Annotated in this window: 11 protein-coding genes and 3 tRNA genes; 10 read left to right on the plus strand and 4 right to left on the minus strand. The window is 54.1% G+C overall.

Translation table 11 applies throughout. From position 1 onward, the window contains the following. Window positions 1-5: 5 nt before the first annotated feature. From thyA to recD, 9 genes are all read left to right on the plus strand, one after another. A complete protein-coding gene (gene thyA, locus JQN59_RS04455) occupies window positions 6-800 on the plus strand; it encodes a thymidylate synthase (RefSeq protein ID WP_003033990.1) in 795 nt (264 codons plus the stop codon). A gap of 183 nt (window positions 801-983) precedes the next feature. Next, complete coding sequence (locus JQN59_RS04460; RefSeq protein WP_048215628.1) at window positions 984-1,454, plus strand: prepilin peptidase-dependent protein; 471 nt, start codon at window positions 984-986, stop codon at window positions 1,452-1,454. Beyond that, window positions 1,445-2,008 carry a prepilin peptidase-dependent protein gene (locus JQN59_RS04465; protein ID WP_149607736.1) on the plus strand — a complete coding sequence of 188 codons (564 nt, stop codon included), beginning with the start codon at window positions 1,445-1,447 and terminating at the stop codon, window positions 2,006-2,008. The genes JQN59_RS04460 and JQN59_RS04465 overlap by 10 nt, the downstream gene beginning before the upstream one ends. After that, window positions 2,005-2,412 (plus strand): DUF2509 family protein, encoded by a 408-nt coding sequence (locus JQN59_RS04470; protein WP_149607737.1) that lies wholly within the window; start codon window positions 2,005-2,007, stop codon window positions 2,410-2,412. The genes JQN59_RS04465 and JQN59_RS04470 overlap by 4 nt, the downstream gene beginning before the upstream one ends. Continuing rightward, window positions 2,397-2,720 (plus strand): prepilin-type N-terminal cleavage/methylation domain-containing protein, encoded by a 324-nt coding sequence (locus JQN59_RS04475; RefSeq protein WP_003825617.1) that lies wholly within the window; start codon window positions 2,397-2,399, stop codon window positions 2,718-2,720. Before JQN59_RS04470 ends, JQN59_RS04475 begins: the two co-directional genes overlap by 16 nt. A 12-nt stretch (window positions 2,721-2,732) precedes the next feature. Then, complete coding sequence (gene recC, locus JQN59_RS04480) at window positions 2,733-6,101, plus strand: exodeoxyribonuclease V subunit gamma (protein ID WP_149607738.1); 3,369 nt, start codon at window positions 2,733-2,735, stop codon at window positions 6,099-6,101. 179 nt (window positions 6,102-6,280) lie between these two features. Beyond that, on the plus strand, window positions 6,281-9,169 hold the full coding sequence (gene ptrA, locus JQN59_RS04485; protein WP_149607739.1) for a pitrilysin: 2,889 nt from the start codon (window positions 6,281-6,283) through the stop codon (window positions 9,167-9,169). Then, window positions 9,162-12,707 (plus strand): exodeoxyribonuclease V subunit beta, encoded by a 3,546-nt coding sequence (recB, locus tag JQN59_RS04490; RefSeq protein WP_149607740.1) that lies wholly within the window; start codon window positions 9,162-9,164, stop codon window positions 12,705-12,707. Before ptrA ends, recB begins: the two co-directional genes overlap by 8 nt. Next, window positions 12,704-14,533 carry an exodeoxyribonuclease V subunit alpha gene (gene recD, locus JQN59_RS04495; RefSeq protein WP_149607741.1) on the plus strand — a complete coding sequence of 610 codons (1,830 nt, stop codon included), beginning with the start codon at window positions 12,704-12,706 and terminating at the stop codon, window positions 14,531-14,533. The genes recB and recD overlap by 4 nt, the downstream gene beginning before the upstream one ends. Before the next feature lie 44 nt (window positions 14,534-14,577). Here recD and argA read toward each other — a convergent pair whose 3' ends face one another. After that, complete coding sequence (gene argA / locus JQN59_RS04500; RefSeq protein ID WP_048215634.1) at window positions 14,578-15,909, minus strand: amino-acid N-acetyltransferase; 1,332 nt, start codon at window positions 15,907-15,909, stop codon at window positions 14,578-14,580. 234 nt (window positions 15,910-16,143) lie between these two features. Here argA and amiC point away from each other — a divergent pair, with 234 nt between their 5' ends. Then, on the plus strand, window positions 16,144-17,397 hold the full coding sequence (gene amiC, locus JQN59_RS04505) for an N-acetylmuramoyl-L-alanine amidase AmiC (RefSeq protein WP_048215635.1): 1,254 nt from the start codon (window positions 16,144-16,146) through the stop codon (window positions 17,395-17,397). Window positions 17,398-17,471: 74 nt separating this feature from the next. Here the strand turns inward: amiC and JQN59_RS04510 are convergent. From JQN59_RS04510 to JQN59_RS04520, 3 genes are all read right to left on the minus strand, one after another. Next, window positions 17,472-17,548: transfer RNA gene (locus tag JQN59_RS04510), tRNA-Met, on the minus strand. 33 nt (window positions 17,549-17,581) lie between these two features. Further along, window positions 17,582-17,658 (minus strand) — tRNA-Met (locus tag JQN59_RS04515). A gap of 152 nt (window positions 17,659-17,810) precedes the next feature. Beyond that, window positions 17,811-17,887: transfer RNA gene (locus JQN59_RS04520), tRNA-Met, on the minus strand. Between the last annotated feature and the right edge of the window lie 40 nt (window positions 17,888-17,927).

Genomic DNA, 17,927 nt, shown 5'->3' on the forward strand with positions numbered 1-17,927 from the left:
GAACCATGAAACAGTATTTAGAACTGATGCAAAAAGTGCTGGATGAAGGCACACAGAAAAACGACCGTACCGGAACCGGAACGCTTTCCATTTTTGGTCATCAGATGCGTTTTAATCTGCAGGAAGGGTTCCCGCTGGTTACGACTAAACGCTGCCATTTACGCTCGATCATTCATGAGCTGCTGTGGTTCTTGCAGGGCGATACTAACGTTGCCTACCTGCATGAAAACAACGTCTCAATCTGGGACGAATGGGCGGATGAAAACGGTAATTTAGGCCCGGTTTACGGCAAACAATGGCGCGCGTGGCCTACGCCAGATGGTCGCCATATCGACCAGATCACCACCGTGCTAAACCAGCTGAAAAATGATCCGGACTCTCGCCGCATTATCGTTTCCGCATGGAACGTCGGTGAGCTGGATAAAATGGCGCTGGCACCGTGCCATGCGTTCTTCCAGTTCTACGTGGCGGATGGCAAGCTCTCCTGCCAGCTGTATCAGCGTTCGTGCGATGTGTTCCTCGGCCTGCCGTTTAACATTGCCAGCTACGCTTTGCTGGTACACATGATGGCGCAGCAGTGCGATCTGGAAGTGGGTGATTTTGTCTGGACCGGCGGCGACACGCACCTGTACAGCAACCATATGGATCAAACGCATCTGCAGCTTAGCCGTGAACCGCGCGCGCTGCCGAAACTGGTTATCAAACGTAAGCCTGAATCAATCTTTGACTATCGCTTCGAAGACTTCGAAATTGAAGGCTACGATCCGCACCCGGGTATTAAAGCACCGGTAGCTATCTAACCTGTTTCATGCTGTCACAACCGACGCCCATGTGCGTCGGTTTTTTTTGTCTCAAATCGCGTTCTTCGGCGTGGATTCCTGAAATATTGCAACGGCCTGTAACGTGCTAAATATTCCCCATAGCTCGCCGTAGAAACCGAATTTCCCGCTCGTTATTCATTTTCCTCACGCCATACTGGCGACATGAAAAAACAACAAGGTTACACGCTTCTCGAAACCCTGATTGCGATGCTGATTGTCGCGGCGCTTGGTGCATCTGGACTGTATGGTTGGCAGCGCTGGCAGCAGCAACAGCGGCTGTGGCAGACCGCCTGCCAGGTGCGGGACTACCTGCTGCAACTGCGTGAAGATGCTAACTGGCGTAACCGCGATCATGTGATAAGCGTGATTCGGGATGGCACATCATGGTGTTTTGTCAGCTCTGCGGCTTCGCAAACCACGTGTCGACCCGCTTCGTCTTTGGTTTTTACATCGCCCTGGGACGACGTCGAAATGGCAGAGATAACACCTTCACTGGCCTTTTTTGGACTGCGCAATACGGCATGGGCCGGACATATACGCCTGAAAAATACGGCAGGGGAATGGCGCGTGGTGGTGTCTGGCTGGGGACGAATCAGGCTTTGCGAGCGCGATGAGGCGAGATTATGTCAGTAAATGAACGGGGATTTTCACTGCTGGAGATGCTCATTGCCATGGCGATTAGCAGTATTTTATTGCTTAGCTCAGCACGATTTTTACCGGCGCTACAGCGAGAGATTCTGCGTAACACGCGCCAGTTAGTACTGGAAGATGAAATATGGCAGCGGGTCTACACCGTGGCGAAGCATCTTCAGCGGGCGGGGTATTGCCGGGGAAACTGTGTCGGAGAGGGACTGGTGATATCGGCTAAGGGAGACTGTGTTATTGCCCGATGGGATGCCAACAGCAATGGCGTTTGGGAAAACAGTCCCGTGAAAGAGGCTGATTCTATTGGGTTTCGTTTACAGGACAAGGTGTTGGAAACCGTGCGTGGAGCCACCGGCTGCACTGGCAAAGGATGGGAGAAAATGACCGATCCGGCCACGATGCAGATTGAGGCATTCCAGGTTGAAAGGCTGAATTTCAGCGGATATTCCCCGCTTCTTACGCTGCGTTTGTGTGGAGTGAGCAATGACCAACCACAAAAAGTTGTTGAAGCGGTCTACAGCGTTACGGGATTCAACCTGTGAACCGTGAGCGAGGCGTATCTTCTCTGGCAATGGTCCTGTTGCTGCTGGTGCTCGGTAGTCTGCTGCTGCAAGGCGTTAGCAGACAGGAGGCCAGTTTTGCTGCGCGTGTGGTCACACAAAGTCAGGCGCTGCAGCGTCAGGCGGTAGTGCAATCCGCGATGGAATGGGGGCGTATGCAGCCCTGGCGCTTACAACCCCCTGTACAGTGTCGGCGCGTTCCCACGCAGGATGCCGCGGTTTGCCTGCGCCTGCTTACCAATAATTTTGTTCTGCTTATTGCCCACTATGAAGGGATATCGTTATGGCGTCAGGGGGTGGTTATTGATGGCAACATAGAATTCTCGGCGCGTGGCTGGAGCGATTTTTGTCCGCTAAAGGAGCAGACGTTATGCCAGATCCCCTGAACAGACAGCGTGGCTTTAGTCTGCCGGAAGTGATGCTGGCAATGGTACTAATGGTAATGATTGTGACCGCGTTGTCAGGATACCAGCGGGTGCTAATGAACAGCTTTATCATCAGAAACCAGTATCAGCAACTCTGGCGCCACGCCTGGCAGCAAACCCAGCTATACCCGTTTTCATCGCCTGTGAACTGGCAGGTTAACCGAATGCAGACAACGAGAGCGGGATGTGTCAGCATCAACGTTATAATTTCTTCACCCCTCGGCAGGCAGGGTCAGATGACGCGTCTGCATTGCCCGAATCGTCAGTAGTCAGGAGTCGCTATGTTAAGGGTCTACCACTCCAACCGTCTGGATGTGCTGGAAGCGTTAATGGAATTTATCGTTGAGCGCGAGCGGCTGGACGACCCCTTTGAACCTGAGATGATCCTGGTTCAAAGTACCGGTATGGCGCAGTGGCTACAAATGACTCTTGCACAGAAGTTTAGTATTGCCGCCAATATCGACTTTCCGCTGCCCGCGAGTTTTATCTGGGATATGTTTGTGCGCGTGCTGCCGGATATCCCGAAAGAGAGTGCGTTCAGCAAACAGAGCATGAGCTGGAAGTTGATGACGCTGTTGCCACAATTGCTGGATAGCGATGACTTCGCATTGCTACGCCACTATCTGACGGACGATACTGATAAACGTAAGCTTTTTCAGCTTTCCTCGCGCGCGGCTGACCTTTTCGACCAGTATTTAGTCTACCGCCCTGATTGGTTGACCCAGTGGGAAGCGGGGCGACTGGTTGAGGGACTCGGCGAGTCTCAGGCCTGGCAGGCACCGTTGTGGAAAGCGCTGGTGGAATACACCGCGGAATTGGGCCAGCCGCGCTGGCATCGTGCCAATTTATACCAACGATTTATTCAGACCCTGGAAAATGCGTCTGAATGTCCGCAGGGGCTGCCTTCTCGCGTCTTTATTTGCGGAATTTCGGCGCTACCGCCGGTTTACCTGCAGGCCTTGCAGGCGTTGGGTAAGCACATTGATATTCATCTGCTGTTTACCAACCCTTGTCGCTACTATTGGGGCGACATTAAAGATCCTGCCTGGCTGGCGAAGCTGATGGCTCGTCAGCGTCGGCACAGCTTTGAAGAACGGCATCTGCCGCTGTTTCGTGATAACCAGAAAGCCGAAGGATTATTTAACAGCGATGGCGAACAGGATGTGGGCAACCCGATGCTGGCCTCGTGGGGCAAGCTGGGGCGTGATTACATTTATTTGCTTTCGGAGCTGGAAAACAGTCAGGAACTGGATGCGTTTGTCGATATTACGCCTGACAACCTTTTGCATAATATTCAATCAGATATTCTGGAACTCGAAAGTAATGCCGTGGCGGGCGTTACGCTGGAAGAATATTCCCGTAGCGACAATAAACGCCGGCTTGAGCTGAACGACACCAGTGTGACTTTCCATGTCTGCCATAGCCCACAGCGCGAGGTGGAAATTCTTCATGACAGGCTGTTGGCCATGCTGGAAGCGGACCCAACGCTGACGCCGCGCGATATTATTGTGATGGTGGCGGACATCGACAGCTACAGCCCATTCATTCAGTCGGTCTTTGGTAGCGCGCCAGCCGAGCGTTACTTACCTTATGCAATATCTGACCGTCGGGCACGCCAGTCTCATCCCGTCTTACAGGCCTTTATCAGCCTGCTGTCGCTGCCGGATAGCCGTTTTGTCTCAGAGGATGTCCTGGCGTTACTGGATGTTCCCGTGCTGGCGGCGCGTTTCAACATTGATGAAGAAGGGTTGCGCTATCTTCGCTTATGGGTCAATGAATCCGGGATTCGTTGGGGAATTGACGACGATAACGTGCGTGAACTGGAACTTCCACCTACAGGTCAGCATACATGGCAATTTGGTTTAACGCGTATGCTGCTCGGCTACGCGATGGAAAGCTCGCAGGGCGAGTGGCAATCGGTATTGCCTTACGATGAGTCCAGCGGCCTGATTGCCGAACTGGTAGGGCATCTGGCCTCGTTGCTGATGCAGCTTAATCTCTGGCGTAGAGGGTTAGCGCAGGAACGACCGCTGGAAGAGTGGCTACCCATTTGTCGGGAAATGCTTAATGATTTCTTCCTACCGGACGCGGACACCGAAGCTGCAATGACGCTGATTGAACAGCAGTGGCAGGCCATTATTACCGAAGGTTTAGGGGCCGAGTACGGCGATGCTATACCGCTCTCTCTGTTGCGTGATGAGCTAGCCCAGCGCCTTGACCAGGAACGCATCAGCCAGCGCTTCCTGGCGGGGCCCGTTAACATTTGTACGCTGATGCCGATGCGCTCCATTCCGTTCAAAGTGGTGTGCCTGCTGGGTATGAACGATGGGGTTTATCCGCGTCAACTTGCGCCGCTGGGCTTTGATTTAATGAGCCAAAAACCGATGCGGGGCGATCGCAGTCGTCGAGATGATGACCGCTATCTGTTCCTCGAAGCATTAATTTCGGCACAGCAGACGCTCTACATCAGCTACATTGGCCGCTCTATTCAGGATAACAGCGAGCGCTTCCCGTCGGTGCTGGTGCAAGAACTGATGGACTACATCGGGCAAAGCCACTACCTGCCGGGCGATGAATCGTTGACCTGCGATCAAAGCGAGGCAAGGGTAAAAGCGCACATAACCCGTTTGCATACCCGTATGCCCTTTGATGCACAAAACTATTTGCCGGGCGAACAGCAAAGCTATGCCCGGGAATGGCTGCCTGCGGCGAGTCTGTCAGGAAAAGCGCACACGGATTTTGTGCAGCCTCTTCCCTTTGAAATGCCAGAAACGCTAACGCTGGAAACGCTGCAGCGATTTTGGGCACATCCGGTACGCGCCTTTTTCCAGATGCGTTTAAGGGTCAACTTCCGCTCTGAAGAGAGTGAGATCCCGGATACGGAACCTTTCACTCTTGAAGGGTTGACCCGCTACCAGCTTAATCAGCAATTGCTTAATACGCTGGTTGAAGAGAACGATGCTGAACGACTGTTCCGCCGTTTTCGTGCGGCGGGCGCGCTACCCTATGGGCCGTTTGGCGAAATTCTGTGGGATACGCAGCGTCAGGAAATGCAGTCGCTGGCTGAACGCATTATCGCCTGTCGTCAGCCCTGTCAGAGCATGGAAATCGATCTTAACTGTCACGGCGTGCAAATCACCGGCTGGCTGCCGCAGGTGCAAGAGGACGGTTTGTTGCGCTGGCGCCCATCTTTGATAAGCATTGCGCAGGGTGTGCAACTTTGGCTGGAACATCTTGTCTATTGTGCCAGTGGCGGTAGGGGAGAGAGCCGATTGTTCCTGCGTAAAGATGGAGAATGGCGTTTTCCGCCGCTGGATGCAGAACAGGCGCTGCTGTACCTGTCGCAACTCATTGAGGGGTATCGGGAAGGCATGTCGTCACCGTTGCTGGTATTACCCGAAAGCGGTGGTGCATGGATAAAAACCTGTTATGACGCCGCAAATGATGCCATGTTAGATGACGATGCAACGTTGCAAAAAGCGCGCAGTAAGTTTCTGCAAGCCTATGAAGGCAACATGATGGTACGTGGCGAAGGTGATGATATCTGGTATCAGCGTCTTTGGCGTCAACTGGATGCTGATACGCTGGAGGCTATTGTTTTACAGTCTCAGCGCTACCTGTTACCGATTTTTCGCTTTAATCAGTCATGATGATTGTATAAAAATTGCGCAATTCGATGGCTTCCACTATGATGCGCATTCTGTCACGGACTGATTCTTACAAAGAGAAGATGCTGGCTCGTTCAGCACATAGTCTTGCCCTGTTCAGATCATGTATTTATGCGTGGTTTGTAGTGAACAGGTGAATTCGTTAATGATGAGGTTTGTGAATGCCCCGCAGCACCTGGTTCAGCGCATTACTGTTGTTCGTCGCCCTTTGGGTTCCCGTAAGTCAGGCAGATACCGGTTGGCAGCCTTTAGCTGAAACCATCCGTAAAAGCGATAAAGACACCCGTCAGTATCAGGCCGTGCGCCTTGATAACGGCATGGTTGTGCTGCTGGTATCCGATCCTCAGGCCGTGAAATCCCTTTCTGCACTGGTAGTCCCCGTGGGCTCGCTGGAAGATCCGGACGATCATCAGGGGCTGGCGCACTATCTCGAACACATGTGTCTGATGGGCTCGAAAAAATACCCACAGCCGGACAGTCTGGCTGAATTCCTGAAAATGCACGGCGGTAGCCACAATGCCAGCACTGCGCCTTATCGTACGGCCTTCTATCTTGAAGTCGAAAACGACGCGCTGGTGGGGGCGGTGGATCGCCTGGCGGATGCTATTGCCGATCCATTGCTGGATAAAAAATATGCCGACCGCGAGCGTAACGCGGTTAACTCCGAGCTGACACTGGCGCGTACCCGAGACGGGATGCGTATGGCGCAGGTGAGCGCTGAGACGATCAACCCGGCGCACCCAGGTTCGCGTTTCTCTGGCGGGAATCTTGAGACATTAAGCGATAAACCGGGCAACCCGGTGCTGCAAGCATTACAAAAATTTCATGAAAAGTACTACTCTGCGAACCTGATGAAGGCGGTGATTTATAGCAATAAACCGCTGCCAGAGCTGGCGCGGATAGCGGCTGACACCTTTGGGCGCGTACCGAACAGGAATATCGCAAAGCCTGAGATTACCGTCCCGGTCGTCACTGATGCGCAAAAGGGCATCATCATCCACTATGTTCCGGCAATGCCGCGTAAAGTATTGCGCGTCGAGTTTCGTATCGATAACAACAGCGCGCAGTTCCGCAGTAAAACCGATGAACTGGTGACCTACCTGATTGGCAATCGTAGCCCGGGCACGTTGTCTGACTGGCTGCAAAAGCAGGGCCTGGTTGAAGGTATTCGCGCAGACTCCGATCCGGTGGTCAACGGGAACAGCGGCGTATTAGCCATTTCCGCGACGTTAACCGACAAGGGGCTGGCGAACCGCGATGAAGTTGTCGCGGCAATCTTTAGCTACCTCAATTTGTTACGCGAGAAAGGTGTCGATAAACGCTATTTTGACGAGCTGGCGCACGTGCTGGATCTCGATTTCCGTTATCCCTCCATCACCCGTGATATGGACTACGTGGAATGGCTGGCTGATACCATGATCCGCGTTCCCGTCGAGCATACGCTGGATGCGGTGAATATTGCTGACCAGTACGATGCGAAAGCCGTTGAGCAACGTCTGGCAATGATGACGCCGCAGAATGCGCGTATCTGGTATATCAGCGCGAAAGAGCCACATAATAAAACCGCTTATTTTGTCGATGCGCCTTACCAGGTGGATAAAATCAGCGACAAAACCTTTGCCGACTGGCAGCAAAAAGCGCAGGGCATTGCGCTGTCGTTACCGGAGTTGAACCCCTACATTCCGGATGATTTCACGCTGATTAAGACGGATAAAAAATACGCTCACCCAGAGCTGATTGTTGATGAGCCGGATTTACGCGTGGTGTATGCCCCGAGCCAGTATTTTGCCAGCGAGCCGAAGGCTGACGTCAGCGTGATCCTGCGTAACCCGAAAGCCATGGACAGCGCCCGCAACCAGGTCTTATTCGCCCTGAACGATTACCTGGCAGGGATTGCGCTCGATCAGTTAAGTAACCAGGCATCGGTAGGTGGAATTGGTTTCTCTACCAACGCTAACAATGGGTTGATGCTTAACGCCAACGGCTACACCCAACGTTTGCCGCAGCTTTTTCAGGCGCTGCTGAGCGGCTATTTCAGCTATACCTCAACGGACGAACAGCTGGAACAGGCGAAATCCTGGTATGCCCAGATGATGGATTCCGCAGAAAAGGGTAAAGCTTACGATCAGGCTATTATGCCGGTGCAGATGCTTTCTCAGGTGCCGTACTTCTCCCGCGACGAGCGCCGTAAGCTGCTGCCTTCCATCACCCTGAAAGAGGTGATGGCCTACCGCGACGCTTTAAAAACCGGTGCGCGACCTGAATTCCTGGTCATTGGCAATATGAGCGAAGCTCAGACAACGAGCATGGCGCGGGATATCCAAAAACAGCTTGGTGCGAACGGGTCACAGTGGTGTCGCAACAAAGATGTGGTTGTGGACAAGAAGCAGTCCGTCATCTTTGAAAAAGCAGGCAGCAGCACGGATTCAGCGCTGGCGGCGGTATTTGTGCCAACCGGATACGATGAATACGCCAGTTCAGCCTACAGCGCTATGTTAGGTCAGATTGTTCAGCCGTGGTTCTACAATCAGCTGCGTACTGAAGAACAGTTAGGCTACGCCGTATTTGCTTTCCCGATGAGTGTTGGCCGTCAGTGGGGAATGGGGTTCCTGCTGCAAAGCAGTGATAAGCAGCCGTCTTACCTCTGGGAGCGTTATAAAGCGTTCTTCCCGACGGCGGAAGCGAAGCTGCGGGCGATGAAACCTGAAGAGTTCGCGCAAATTCAGCAGGCGATTATTGCGCAAATGCTGCAGGCGCCGCAAACGCTGGGGGCAGAAGCCTCACAGTTAAGCAAAGATTTTGATCGCGGCAATATGCGCTTCGATTCACGTGATAAAATAGTGGCTCAGATTAAATTGCTGACGCCGCAAAAACTTGCCGACTTCTTCCATCAGGCGGTGGTTGAGCCGCAAGGCATGGCGATATTGTCACAGGTTTCCGGCAGTCAGAATGGGAAAGCAGAATATGTGCACCCGGAAGGCTGGAAAGTGTGGCAGACCGTCAGCGCGTTGCAGCAAACCTTACCCCTGATGAGTGATAAGAATGAATGATGCCGCTGAGTCCCTTGATCCACTGCGCTTGCCTCTGACGGGCGAGCGCCTGATTGAAGCCTCTGCGGGCACCGGTAAAACCTTTACCATCGCCGCCCTCTATTTACGTTTACTGCTTGGACTGGGCGGCTCTGCCGCCTTTCCTCGTCCTCTGACCGTCGAAGAATTGCTGGTGGTCACCTTCACCGAGGCGGCTACCGAAGAGTTGCGCGGTCGAATTCGTAGCAATATTCATGAACTGCGAATTGCCTGCCTGCGTGAAACCACCGACAACCCGCTATATGCCCGTTTGTTAGATGAAATTGCCGATAAAAAACAGGCCGCGCAGTGGCTGCTATTGGCTGAAAGACAGATGGATGAAGCGGCGGTGTTTACCATCCACGGCTTTTGTCAGCGTATGCTCAGTCTCAATGCCTTTGAGTCAGGCATGCTGTTCGAACAGCAACTGATAGAAGATGAATCGCTGCTGCGCTATCAGGCCTGCGCGGACTTCTGGCGTCGGCACTGCTACCCGCTGCCCCGCGACATTGCGCAGGTGGTTTTTGAAACGTGGAAAGGACCGCAAGCGCTGCTGAGAGATATCGATCGCTATCTGCAGGGGGAAGCGCCGGTTATCAAGGCGCCACCGTCTGATGACGAAACGCTGGCCTCCCGGCATGAACAAATTCTCGCACGCATTAACCAGATCAAGCAGCAATGGTGTGATTCTGTTGATGAGCTGGATGGCCTGATGGAAGCCTCCGGAATTGACCGGCGTAAATTTAATCGCGGTAATCAGGGCAAGTGGATCGAAAAGATCAGCGCGTGGGCGCAGGAAGAAACACAAAGTTACCAGCTTCCTGACGCGTTGGAGAAATTCTCACAGCGTTTTCTGGAAGAGCGCACCAAAGCGGGCGGGATAACCCCTCAGCACCCGCTGTTTGTCGCTATTGATGAACTGCTTAGCGAACCGTTAACTCTCCGCGATCTGGTGATCACCCGGGCGCTGGCGGAGATCCGCTCGGCAGTTGCCGAGGAAAAACGTCGCCGTGGCGAGCTGGGTTTTGACGATATGCTCAGCCGTCTGGATGCGGCGTTGCGCAGTGAAAGCGGCGATGCGCTGGCGACGGCTATTCGTACTCGTTTTCCGGTCGCCATGATCGATGAATTCCAGGATACCGATCCACAGCAGTACCGTATTTTTCGTCGGATCTGGCAGCATCAGCCGGATACCGCACTGCTGCTAATTGGTGATCCGAAACAGGCAATTTACGCGTTTCGCGGCGCGGATATCTTCACCTATATGAAGGCGCGCAGCGAAGTCAGCGCACACTATACGCTCGATACCAACTGGCGTTCGGCCCCCGGCATGGTCAATAGCGTGAATACGCTTTTCAGCCAGATGGACGACGCCTTTATGTTCCGCGAAATCCCTTTCAGCCCGGTAAAATCCGCAGAAAAAAACCAGGCGTTACGGTTTGTTTTGCACGGCGAAACGCAGCCAGCTATGAGTATGTGGCTGATGGAAGGAGAAAGTTGCGGCGTAGGCGATTATCAGAGCTACATGGCCCAGGTGTGCGCCACACAAATTCGCGACTGGCTTAAGGCCGGGCATTCTGGCGCAGCGCAACTGGTCAGTGGCAAAGCATCCAGCCCGGTACGCGCGTCAGATATCAGCGTACTAGTGAGAAGCCGCCAGGAGGCAGCGCTGGTCCGTGATGCGCTGACGCAACTGGCCATTCCCTCTGTCTACCTCTCCAACCGTGACAGCGTATTTGAAACGCTGGAAGCGCAGGAGTTGCTATGGGTGCTGCAGGCGGTGATGACGCCGGAACGTGAGAACACGTTGCGTAGCGCGCTGGCGACCTCAATGATGGGGTTGAATGCGCAGGATATTGAAGCGTTAAATACCGACGAGAATGCCTGGGATGCGGTGGTCGAAGAATTCGACGGCTATCGTCAGATCTGGCATAAACGCGGCGTGATGCCGATGCTGCGTGCGCTGATGACGGCTCGCCAGATTGCAGAGAACCTGCTGGCGACGGCGGGAGGCGAACGTCGACTGACCGACATTTTACATATCAGCGAACTGTTGCAGGAAGCGGGCTCGCAGCTGGAAAGCGAGCATGCGCTGGTGCGCTGGTTGTCCCAGCATATTCTTGAACCCGACAGCAACGCGTCCAGCCAGCAGCTCAGACTGGAAAGCGACAAGCATCTGGTCAAAATCGTCACCATCCATAAATCGAAAGGGCTGGAGTATCCGCTGGTCTGGCTGCCGTTTATCACCAATTTCCGCGTTCAGGATCAGGCTTTCTACCACGATCGTAGCTCGTTTGAAGCCGTGCTGGATCTCAGCGATGCTGAGGAGAGCGTTGAGCTAGCCGAAGCAGAGCGTCTGGCGGAAGACCTGCGTTTGCTGTATGTCGCGCTAACCCGTTCGGTATGGCACTGCAGCCTTGGCGTTGCGCCGTTGGTACGACGTCGGAGCGATAAAAAAGGGGATACCGATGTGCATCAGAGCGCCCTTGGTCGCCTGTTGCAAAAAGGTGAGCCGATGGATGCCGTGGGTCTGCGTAGCGCGATTGAAGCGCTTTGTAGCAACGATATTGCTTGCCAGACTCCCGCGCAGCCTGACGGTGAACCCTGGCAGGTTGCGCAGGCTGTTAGCAGCGAACTGAGTGCGAAAATACTGCAGCGTAAGCCCGGCGATAGCTGGCGCGTGACCAGTTATTCCGGTCTGCAACAGCGTGGACAGGGTATCGCGCAGGATCTGATCCCGCGACTGGATATCGATGCCGCAGGCGTCGGTGAGGTTATTGAAGAGTCAGGACTTACACCGCATCAGTTCCCGCGCGGCGCTTCGCCGGGTACGTTCTTGCATAGCCTGTTTGAAGATCTCGATTTTACGCAACCGGTGGATCCGCATTGGGTCGAGGAGCAACTGGCGTTGGGCGGTTATGACGCACACTGGACGCCGATTTTGACCGAATGGCTGGACGCTATTTTGCAGGCGCCTCTCAACGAGACGGGCGTGAGTTTGAGCCAACTTTCCGCGCGAGAAAAACAGGTGGAGATGGAGTTTTATCTGCCGATTTCGCAGCCGTTGATGGCCAACCAGCTTGATGCGTTAATTCGCCAATACGATCCGCTATCGGCGGGGTGCCCTGCGTTGGACTTTATGCAGGTTCGCGGCATGCTGAAAGGCTTTATTGACCTGGTATTCCGCCACCAGGGGCGTTATTACCTGCTCGATTACAAATCGAACTGGCTGGGCGAAGACAGCTCCGCCTATACGCAGCAGGCAATGGCCTCTGCCATGCAGGCGCATCGCTACGACCTTCAATACCAACTTTATACCCTCGCGCTGCATCGCTACTTACGCCATCGCATTGCTGATTACGATTATGAACGCCATTTTGGCGGCGTTATCTATCTCTTCCTGCGCGGCGTTGACAGTGAAAATCCGCAGCAGGGAATTTACGCGACCCGACCTGACGGAGAGTTGATTGCGTTGATGGACGAGATGTTTGCCGGTGCGGTGCAGGAGACGATGTTATGACAATCCAGAAACGATTTCTGGAGGCTGTTGAGCAAAAACAGCTCCGGCCTCTGGATGCTCAGTTCGCGCTGGCGGTTGCCGGAAGTGACAACCCTGCCGTTGCGCTGGCTGCGGCGTTGCTCAGCCATGAAGCGGGAGAAGGGCACGTTTGCTTACCGCTTTCACGGTTATCTCTGAGCGAGGACGCGCATCCTCTGTTAAGCGCCTGGCTCGCTGAAACGGGCGAGCCAGAAGACTGGGCGGAATGTCTGCTGGCATCCAGTGCGGTAAGCCGTGGCGAGCAACCCACGCCGCTGGTGCTGTACGGCGATCGCTTGTATCTGAACCGGATGTGGCATAACGAACGTACGGTAGCTCGCTTTTTCAGTGAAGTGAACCACGCCATTGAAGTGGATGAACAACGGTTGACCCACACGCTGGCGGCGCTGTTTCCGCCATCGGAGGGGGTTAACTGGCAAAAAGTAGCCGCTGCTGTTGCGCTCACCCGCCGGATATCGGTGATCTCCGGCGGACCGGGGACGGGAAAAACGACAACGGTCGCAAGGCTGCTGGCGGCGTTGATTCAAATGGCAGACGGTGAGCGCTGTCGTATTCGACTGGCGGCGCCAACGGGAAAAGCGGCTGCGCGCCTGACCGCCTCACTAGGCGCGGCGCTACGAGAACTACCGCTAACCGATGAGCAAAAGAAACGCATCCCCGATGACGCCAGTACGCTGCATCGATTATTAGGCGCTCAGCCTGGCAGTCAGCGCCTGCGTCATCATGCGGGAAACCCGCTGCATTTGGATGTGCTGGTGGTGGATGAAGCCTCGATGATTGATTTGCCGATGATGTCGCGCCTTATCGATGCGCTGCCGCCGCACGGACGGGTGATTTTTCTGGGCGATCGCGACCAGCTCGCTTCCGTCGAAGCGGGGGCCGTGCTGGGGGATATCTGTGCTTTCGTTGGTGACGGGTTTACCCCGGAACGCGCCCGCCAGCTCAGTCGCCTGACCGGGAGCGCTATTCCTGCCGGGTCGGGAATTCAGGCAGCAGCGTTGCGCGACAGTCTGTGCCTGCTGCAAAAGAGCTACCGTTTCGGCAGCGATTCCGGAATCGGTCAGTTGGCTGCGGCAATTAATCGCGGCGACAAAACTGCGATAAAAACGGTGTTCCAGCAGGGATTTAGCGACATCGAAAAAAGCACGCTACACAGCAGCGAGGATTATTCCGCGATGCTGGATGAGGCGCTGGCGGGATATGGGCACTACCTGGATTTGTTGCACGAGGGTGCGGAGCCGGGGGCTGTCATTCAGGCCTTCAATGAGTATCAACTGCTATGCGCCCTGCGGGAAGGTCCGTTTGGCGTTAGTGGTTTGAATGAACGCATTGAGCAGGTGATGGCGCAAAAACGTAAAATTCATCGTTCGACGCATAGCCGCTGGTATGAGGGAAGGCCGGTGATGATCGCGCGCAATGACAGTTCGCTGGGATTATTTAACGGTGATATCGGCATTGCCCTCGACCGTGGACAGGGCCTGAGGGTGTGGTTTGCGCTGCCGGATGGTTCTATCAAATCGGTGCAGCCCAGCCGCTTGCCTGAACATGAAACCACCTGGGCGATGACGGTGCACAAATCGCAGGGATCTGAGTTTGACCACGCGGCGTTGATTTTACCCAGCCAGCATTCACCCGTGGTTACCCGCGAGCTGGTCTATACCGCTGTTACCCGTGCGCGTCGTCGTCTGTCGCTGTACGCCGATGAGCGGATATTAAGCCGCGCCATTGCCACCCGCACTGAACGCCGCAGCGGGCTGTCAGCATTATTTAATGACGACATGATGTAGATGTAGGCCGGATAAGGCAGTTATGCCGCATCCGGCAACCACTCCTATGCCAAATCCGCCATCAGCACTTTTGACCGCCGCTGATAGTTGTACATCTCTTTCTTGCTTTCCGGCAGCAGGTCGATATCCACCGGCGTGAAGCCGCGCTCCTGGAACCAGTGGATGCTGCGTGTGGTTAACACAAACAGCTTGCTCAACCCCATTTGCCGGGCCTGCGCGGCGATCCGTTCCAGCAACACTTCCCCGCGCGACGAGCTACGGTAGTCCGGATGCACTGCTACGCACGCCATTTCGCCAATTCTCTCTTCCGGGAAAGGATACAGAGCGGCGCAGGCGATAGTCAGGTTATCGCGCTGAATAATGGTGAATTTGTCGATCTCCATTTCCAGTTGTTCGCGGGAGCGGCGGACCAGAATGCCTTGTTGTTCCAGCGGGCGGATAAGCTCCAGAATCCCGCCGATATCGTTAATGGTAGCGCGACGGATCTGCTCGGCGCTTTCCATTACGATCTGCGTACCGATGCCATCGCGGGAGAACAGTTCCTGCAGCAATGCGCCATCTTCCTGATAGCTGATCAGATGGCAACGGCGTACGCCACTGCGACAGGCCTTCACTGCCCCGCGCAGGAAGCGCACCGTGCCGGAGCTGTAATCGCCTTTCTCTTCCTGCAACTCAACGCGAGCCTGAGCTTCGTTAGGAAACAGCTCGGAAATAATATCGCCGTCATCGTTGGTGACACCCTGAGAGGAGCAAAAGCCGATCATTTTCTCGGCCTTCAGTTTGATAGCCAACTGCGTGGCGACCTCTTCTGACGTCAGGTTAAAGCTCTCACCGGTGACGGAAACGGCAACCGGGCCCATCAGCACAATTGCGCCGCTGTCTAACTGGCGGTGAATGGCCTCTTCATCAATACGACGAATACGCCCGCTATGGCAGTAATCTACGCCGTCATCAACACCCAGCGGCTGAGAGATAATAAAATTACCGCTGACCACATTGATGTGAGCACCCTGCAATGGCGTATTATTCAGGCTCATCGACAGGCGGGCGGTAATATCAAGCTGAAGTAAACCCGCAGCCTGTTTGACCAGTTCCAGCGTTTTAGCGTCGGTAACGCGCGTATTTTTGTGGTACACCGGCTCATGATGATGCGCCGCAAGATTGGCATCAATCTGCGGTCGTGCGCCATAGACCACGACCAGGCGGATGCCGAGGCTATGAAGAAGACCAATGTCATTGACGATACTGGAAAAGTTTTCATGCTCGATGGCTTCGCCGCCCAGCATAATGACAAACGTTTTTCCCCGATGGGTATTGATATAGGGAACAGAATGGCGGAATCCCTGTACCAGTTCGGTTCTACGCTCCTTCACCACGGCACACCCTTATTGCATGATTATTCGTAATTTGTGTATTTTTATTCTGTTTTTGCGCTGTGCGCAAGCGTAATTTTTACCCATGCCGAAGATTTTTCTCAGTAATGCCGTGAATATAAAAAGAATGTTTACCCTTTTATAGATGACAGATTATGCGTCATTCGCTAAAGTTTCCGGTCAATTCGGACGTTTTACGTATTACCTCTAAAAAAGATTTCTTTGCTCGGGAGAAGCATGTCGGGATCCAATTCAGCAATCAGTCGCCGCCGTTTATTGAAAGGTGCGGGTGCTATGTGGCTTTTGAGCGTCAGCCAGGTGGGTCTGGCGGCCGTGAGTCAGGTCGTTGCCGTACGTATCTGGCCTGCGTCCAGCTACACTCGCGTCACGGTAGAATCTAACCGTCTGCTGAAATACAAACAGTTTGCCCTGAGTAATCCTGAGCGTGTGGTTGTGGATATTGAAGACGTTAATTTGAACTCGGTGCTCAAGGGCATTGGGACGCAGATTCGTCCTGACGATCCGTATATTAAGTCGGCGCGCGTTGGCCAGTTTGATCCTAAGACCGTGCGGATGGTGTTCGAGCTGAAACAGAATGTGAAGCCGCAACTTTTTGCGCTGGCTCCGGTGGCAGGCTTTAAAGAACGTCTGGTGATGGATCTCTATCCCGCGAATGCCCAGGACGTTCAGGATCCGCTGCTGGCATTGCTGGAAGATTACAATAAGGGCGATCTGGATAAACAGGTGCCACCTGCACAAAGTGGCCCGCAGCCGGGTAAAGCGGGGCGCGATCGTCCCATTGTCATTATGCTGGATCCAGGCCACGGCGGAGAAGACTCCGGTGCGGTGGGGAAATACAAGACGCGTGAAAAGGATGTGGTGCTGCAGATTGCCCGCCGCCTGCGAGCCCTCATAGAGAAAGAGGGCAACATGAAGGTCTTTATGACACGAAATGAAGATATCTTCATTCCGCTTAAAGTCCGCGTGGCGAAAGCGCAGAAGCAGCGTGCTGACCTGTTTGTCTCTATTCACGCCGATGCCTTTACCAGTCGACAACCCAGCGGTTCGTCGGTGTTTGCGCTCTCGACCAAAGGTGCGACAAGTACCGCCGCGAAATATCTGGCGCAGACCCAGAACGCCTCGGATCTCATTGGTGGCGTCAGTAAGAGCGGTGACCGCTATGTCGACCACACCATGTTCGACATGGTGCAGTCGCTGACCATCGCCGACAGTCTGAAGTTTGGTAAAGCGGTATTGAGTAAGCTTGGCAAAATCAACAATCTGCACAAGAACCAGGTTGAACAGGCCGGGTTTGCGGTACTAAAAGCGCCGGATATCCCGTCTATTCTGGTCGAAACGGCATTTATCAGTAACGTTGAGGAAGAGCGCAAACTCAAAACGGCGACCTTCCAGCAGGAAGTTGCAGAGTCGATTCTGGCAGGGATTAAAGCCTACTTTGCCGATGGGGCGACGCTGGCGAGAAGGGGATAACAAAAAAGCGCTGAAAAGCGCTTTTTTTATGGGCGGCAGAAACAAAAAAACACCCGTTAAGGTGTTTAATGTGTTGGTTGCGGGGGCCGGATTTGAACCGACGACCTTCGGGTTATGAGCCCGACGAGCTACCAGGCTGCTCCACCCCGCGTCACCGTACTGCTTATATTTTATCAAATTTGATTGGTTGCGGGGGCCGGATTTGAACCGACGACCTTCGGGTTATGAGCCCGACGAGCTACCAGGCTGCTCCACCCCGCGTCCGTCTTTTTGCTTCGTATTTCAAACCACATCAGCCTTGGCTTTCCTCATTCACCTCAGTCACTTACTGGAGTAAGCTCCTAAGGATTCACTGCGTCGCCGCCTTGCTGTGATCCGAACTACTTTGCAAAAATCTTACATCAAATTTTAATTGGTTGCGGGGGCCAGATTTGAACTGACGACCTTCGGGTTATGAGCCCGACGAGCTACCAGGCTGCTCCACCCCGCGTCCGTGGATGCGCACTATACTCTGCTCGCATTTTCATGCA

The sequence above is a fragment of the Citrobacter sp. B72 genome (assembly GCF_016894305.1).
Lineage (GTDB): Bacteria > Pseudomonadota > Gammaproteobacteria > Enterobacterales > Enterobacteriaceae > Citrobacter > Citrobacter portucalensis.

Bases quoted from the DNA above. Each gene is read 5' to 3' on its own strand.
- thyA (WP_003033990.1), top strand. From the start codon at position 6: ATGAAACAGTATTTAGAACTGATGCAAAAAGTGCTGGATGAAGGCACA.
- JQN59_RS04460 (WP_048215628.1), top strand. From the start codon at position 984: ATGAAAAAACAACAAGGTTACACGCTTCTCGAAACCCTGATTGCGATG.
- JQN59_RS04465 (WP_149607736.1), top strand. From the start codon at position 1,445: ATGTCAGTAAATGAACGGGGATTTTCACTGCTGGAGATGCTCATTGCC.
- JQN59_RS04475 (WP_003825617.1), top strand. From the start codon at position 2,397: ATGCCAGATCCCCTGAACAGACAGCGTGGCTTTAGTCTGCCGGAAGTG.
- recC (WP_149607738.1), top strand. From the start codon at position 2,733: ATGTTAAGGGTCTACCACTCCAACCGTCTGGATGTGCTGGAAGCGTTA.
- ptrA (WP_149607739.1), top strand. From the start codon at position 6,281: ATGCCCCGCAGCACCTGGTTCAGCGCATTACTGTTGTTCGTCGCCCTT.
- recB (WP_149607740.1), top strand. From the start codon at position 9,162: ATGAATGATGCCGCTGAGTCCCTTGATCCACTGCGCTTGCCTCTGACG.
- recD (WP_149607741.1), top strand. From the start codon at position 12,704: ATGACAATCCAGAAACGATTTCTGGAGGCTGTTGAGCAAAAACAGCTC.
- amiC (WP_048215635.1), top strand. From the start codon at position 16,144: ATGTCGGGATCCAATTCAGCAATCAGTCGCCGCCGTTTATTGAAAGGT.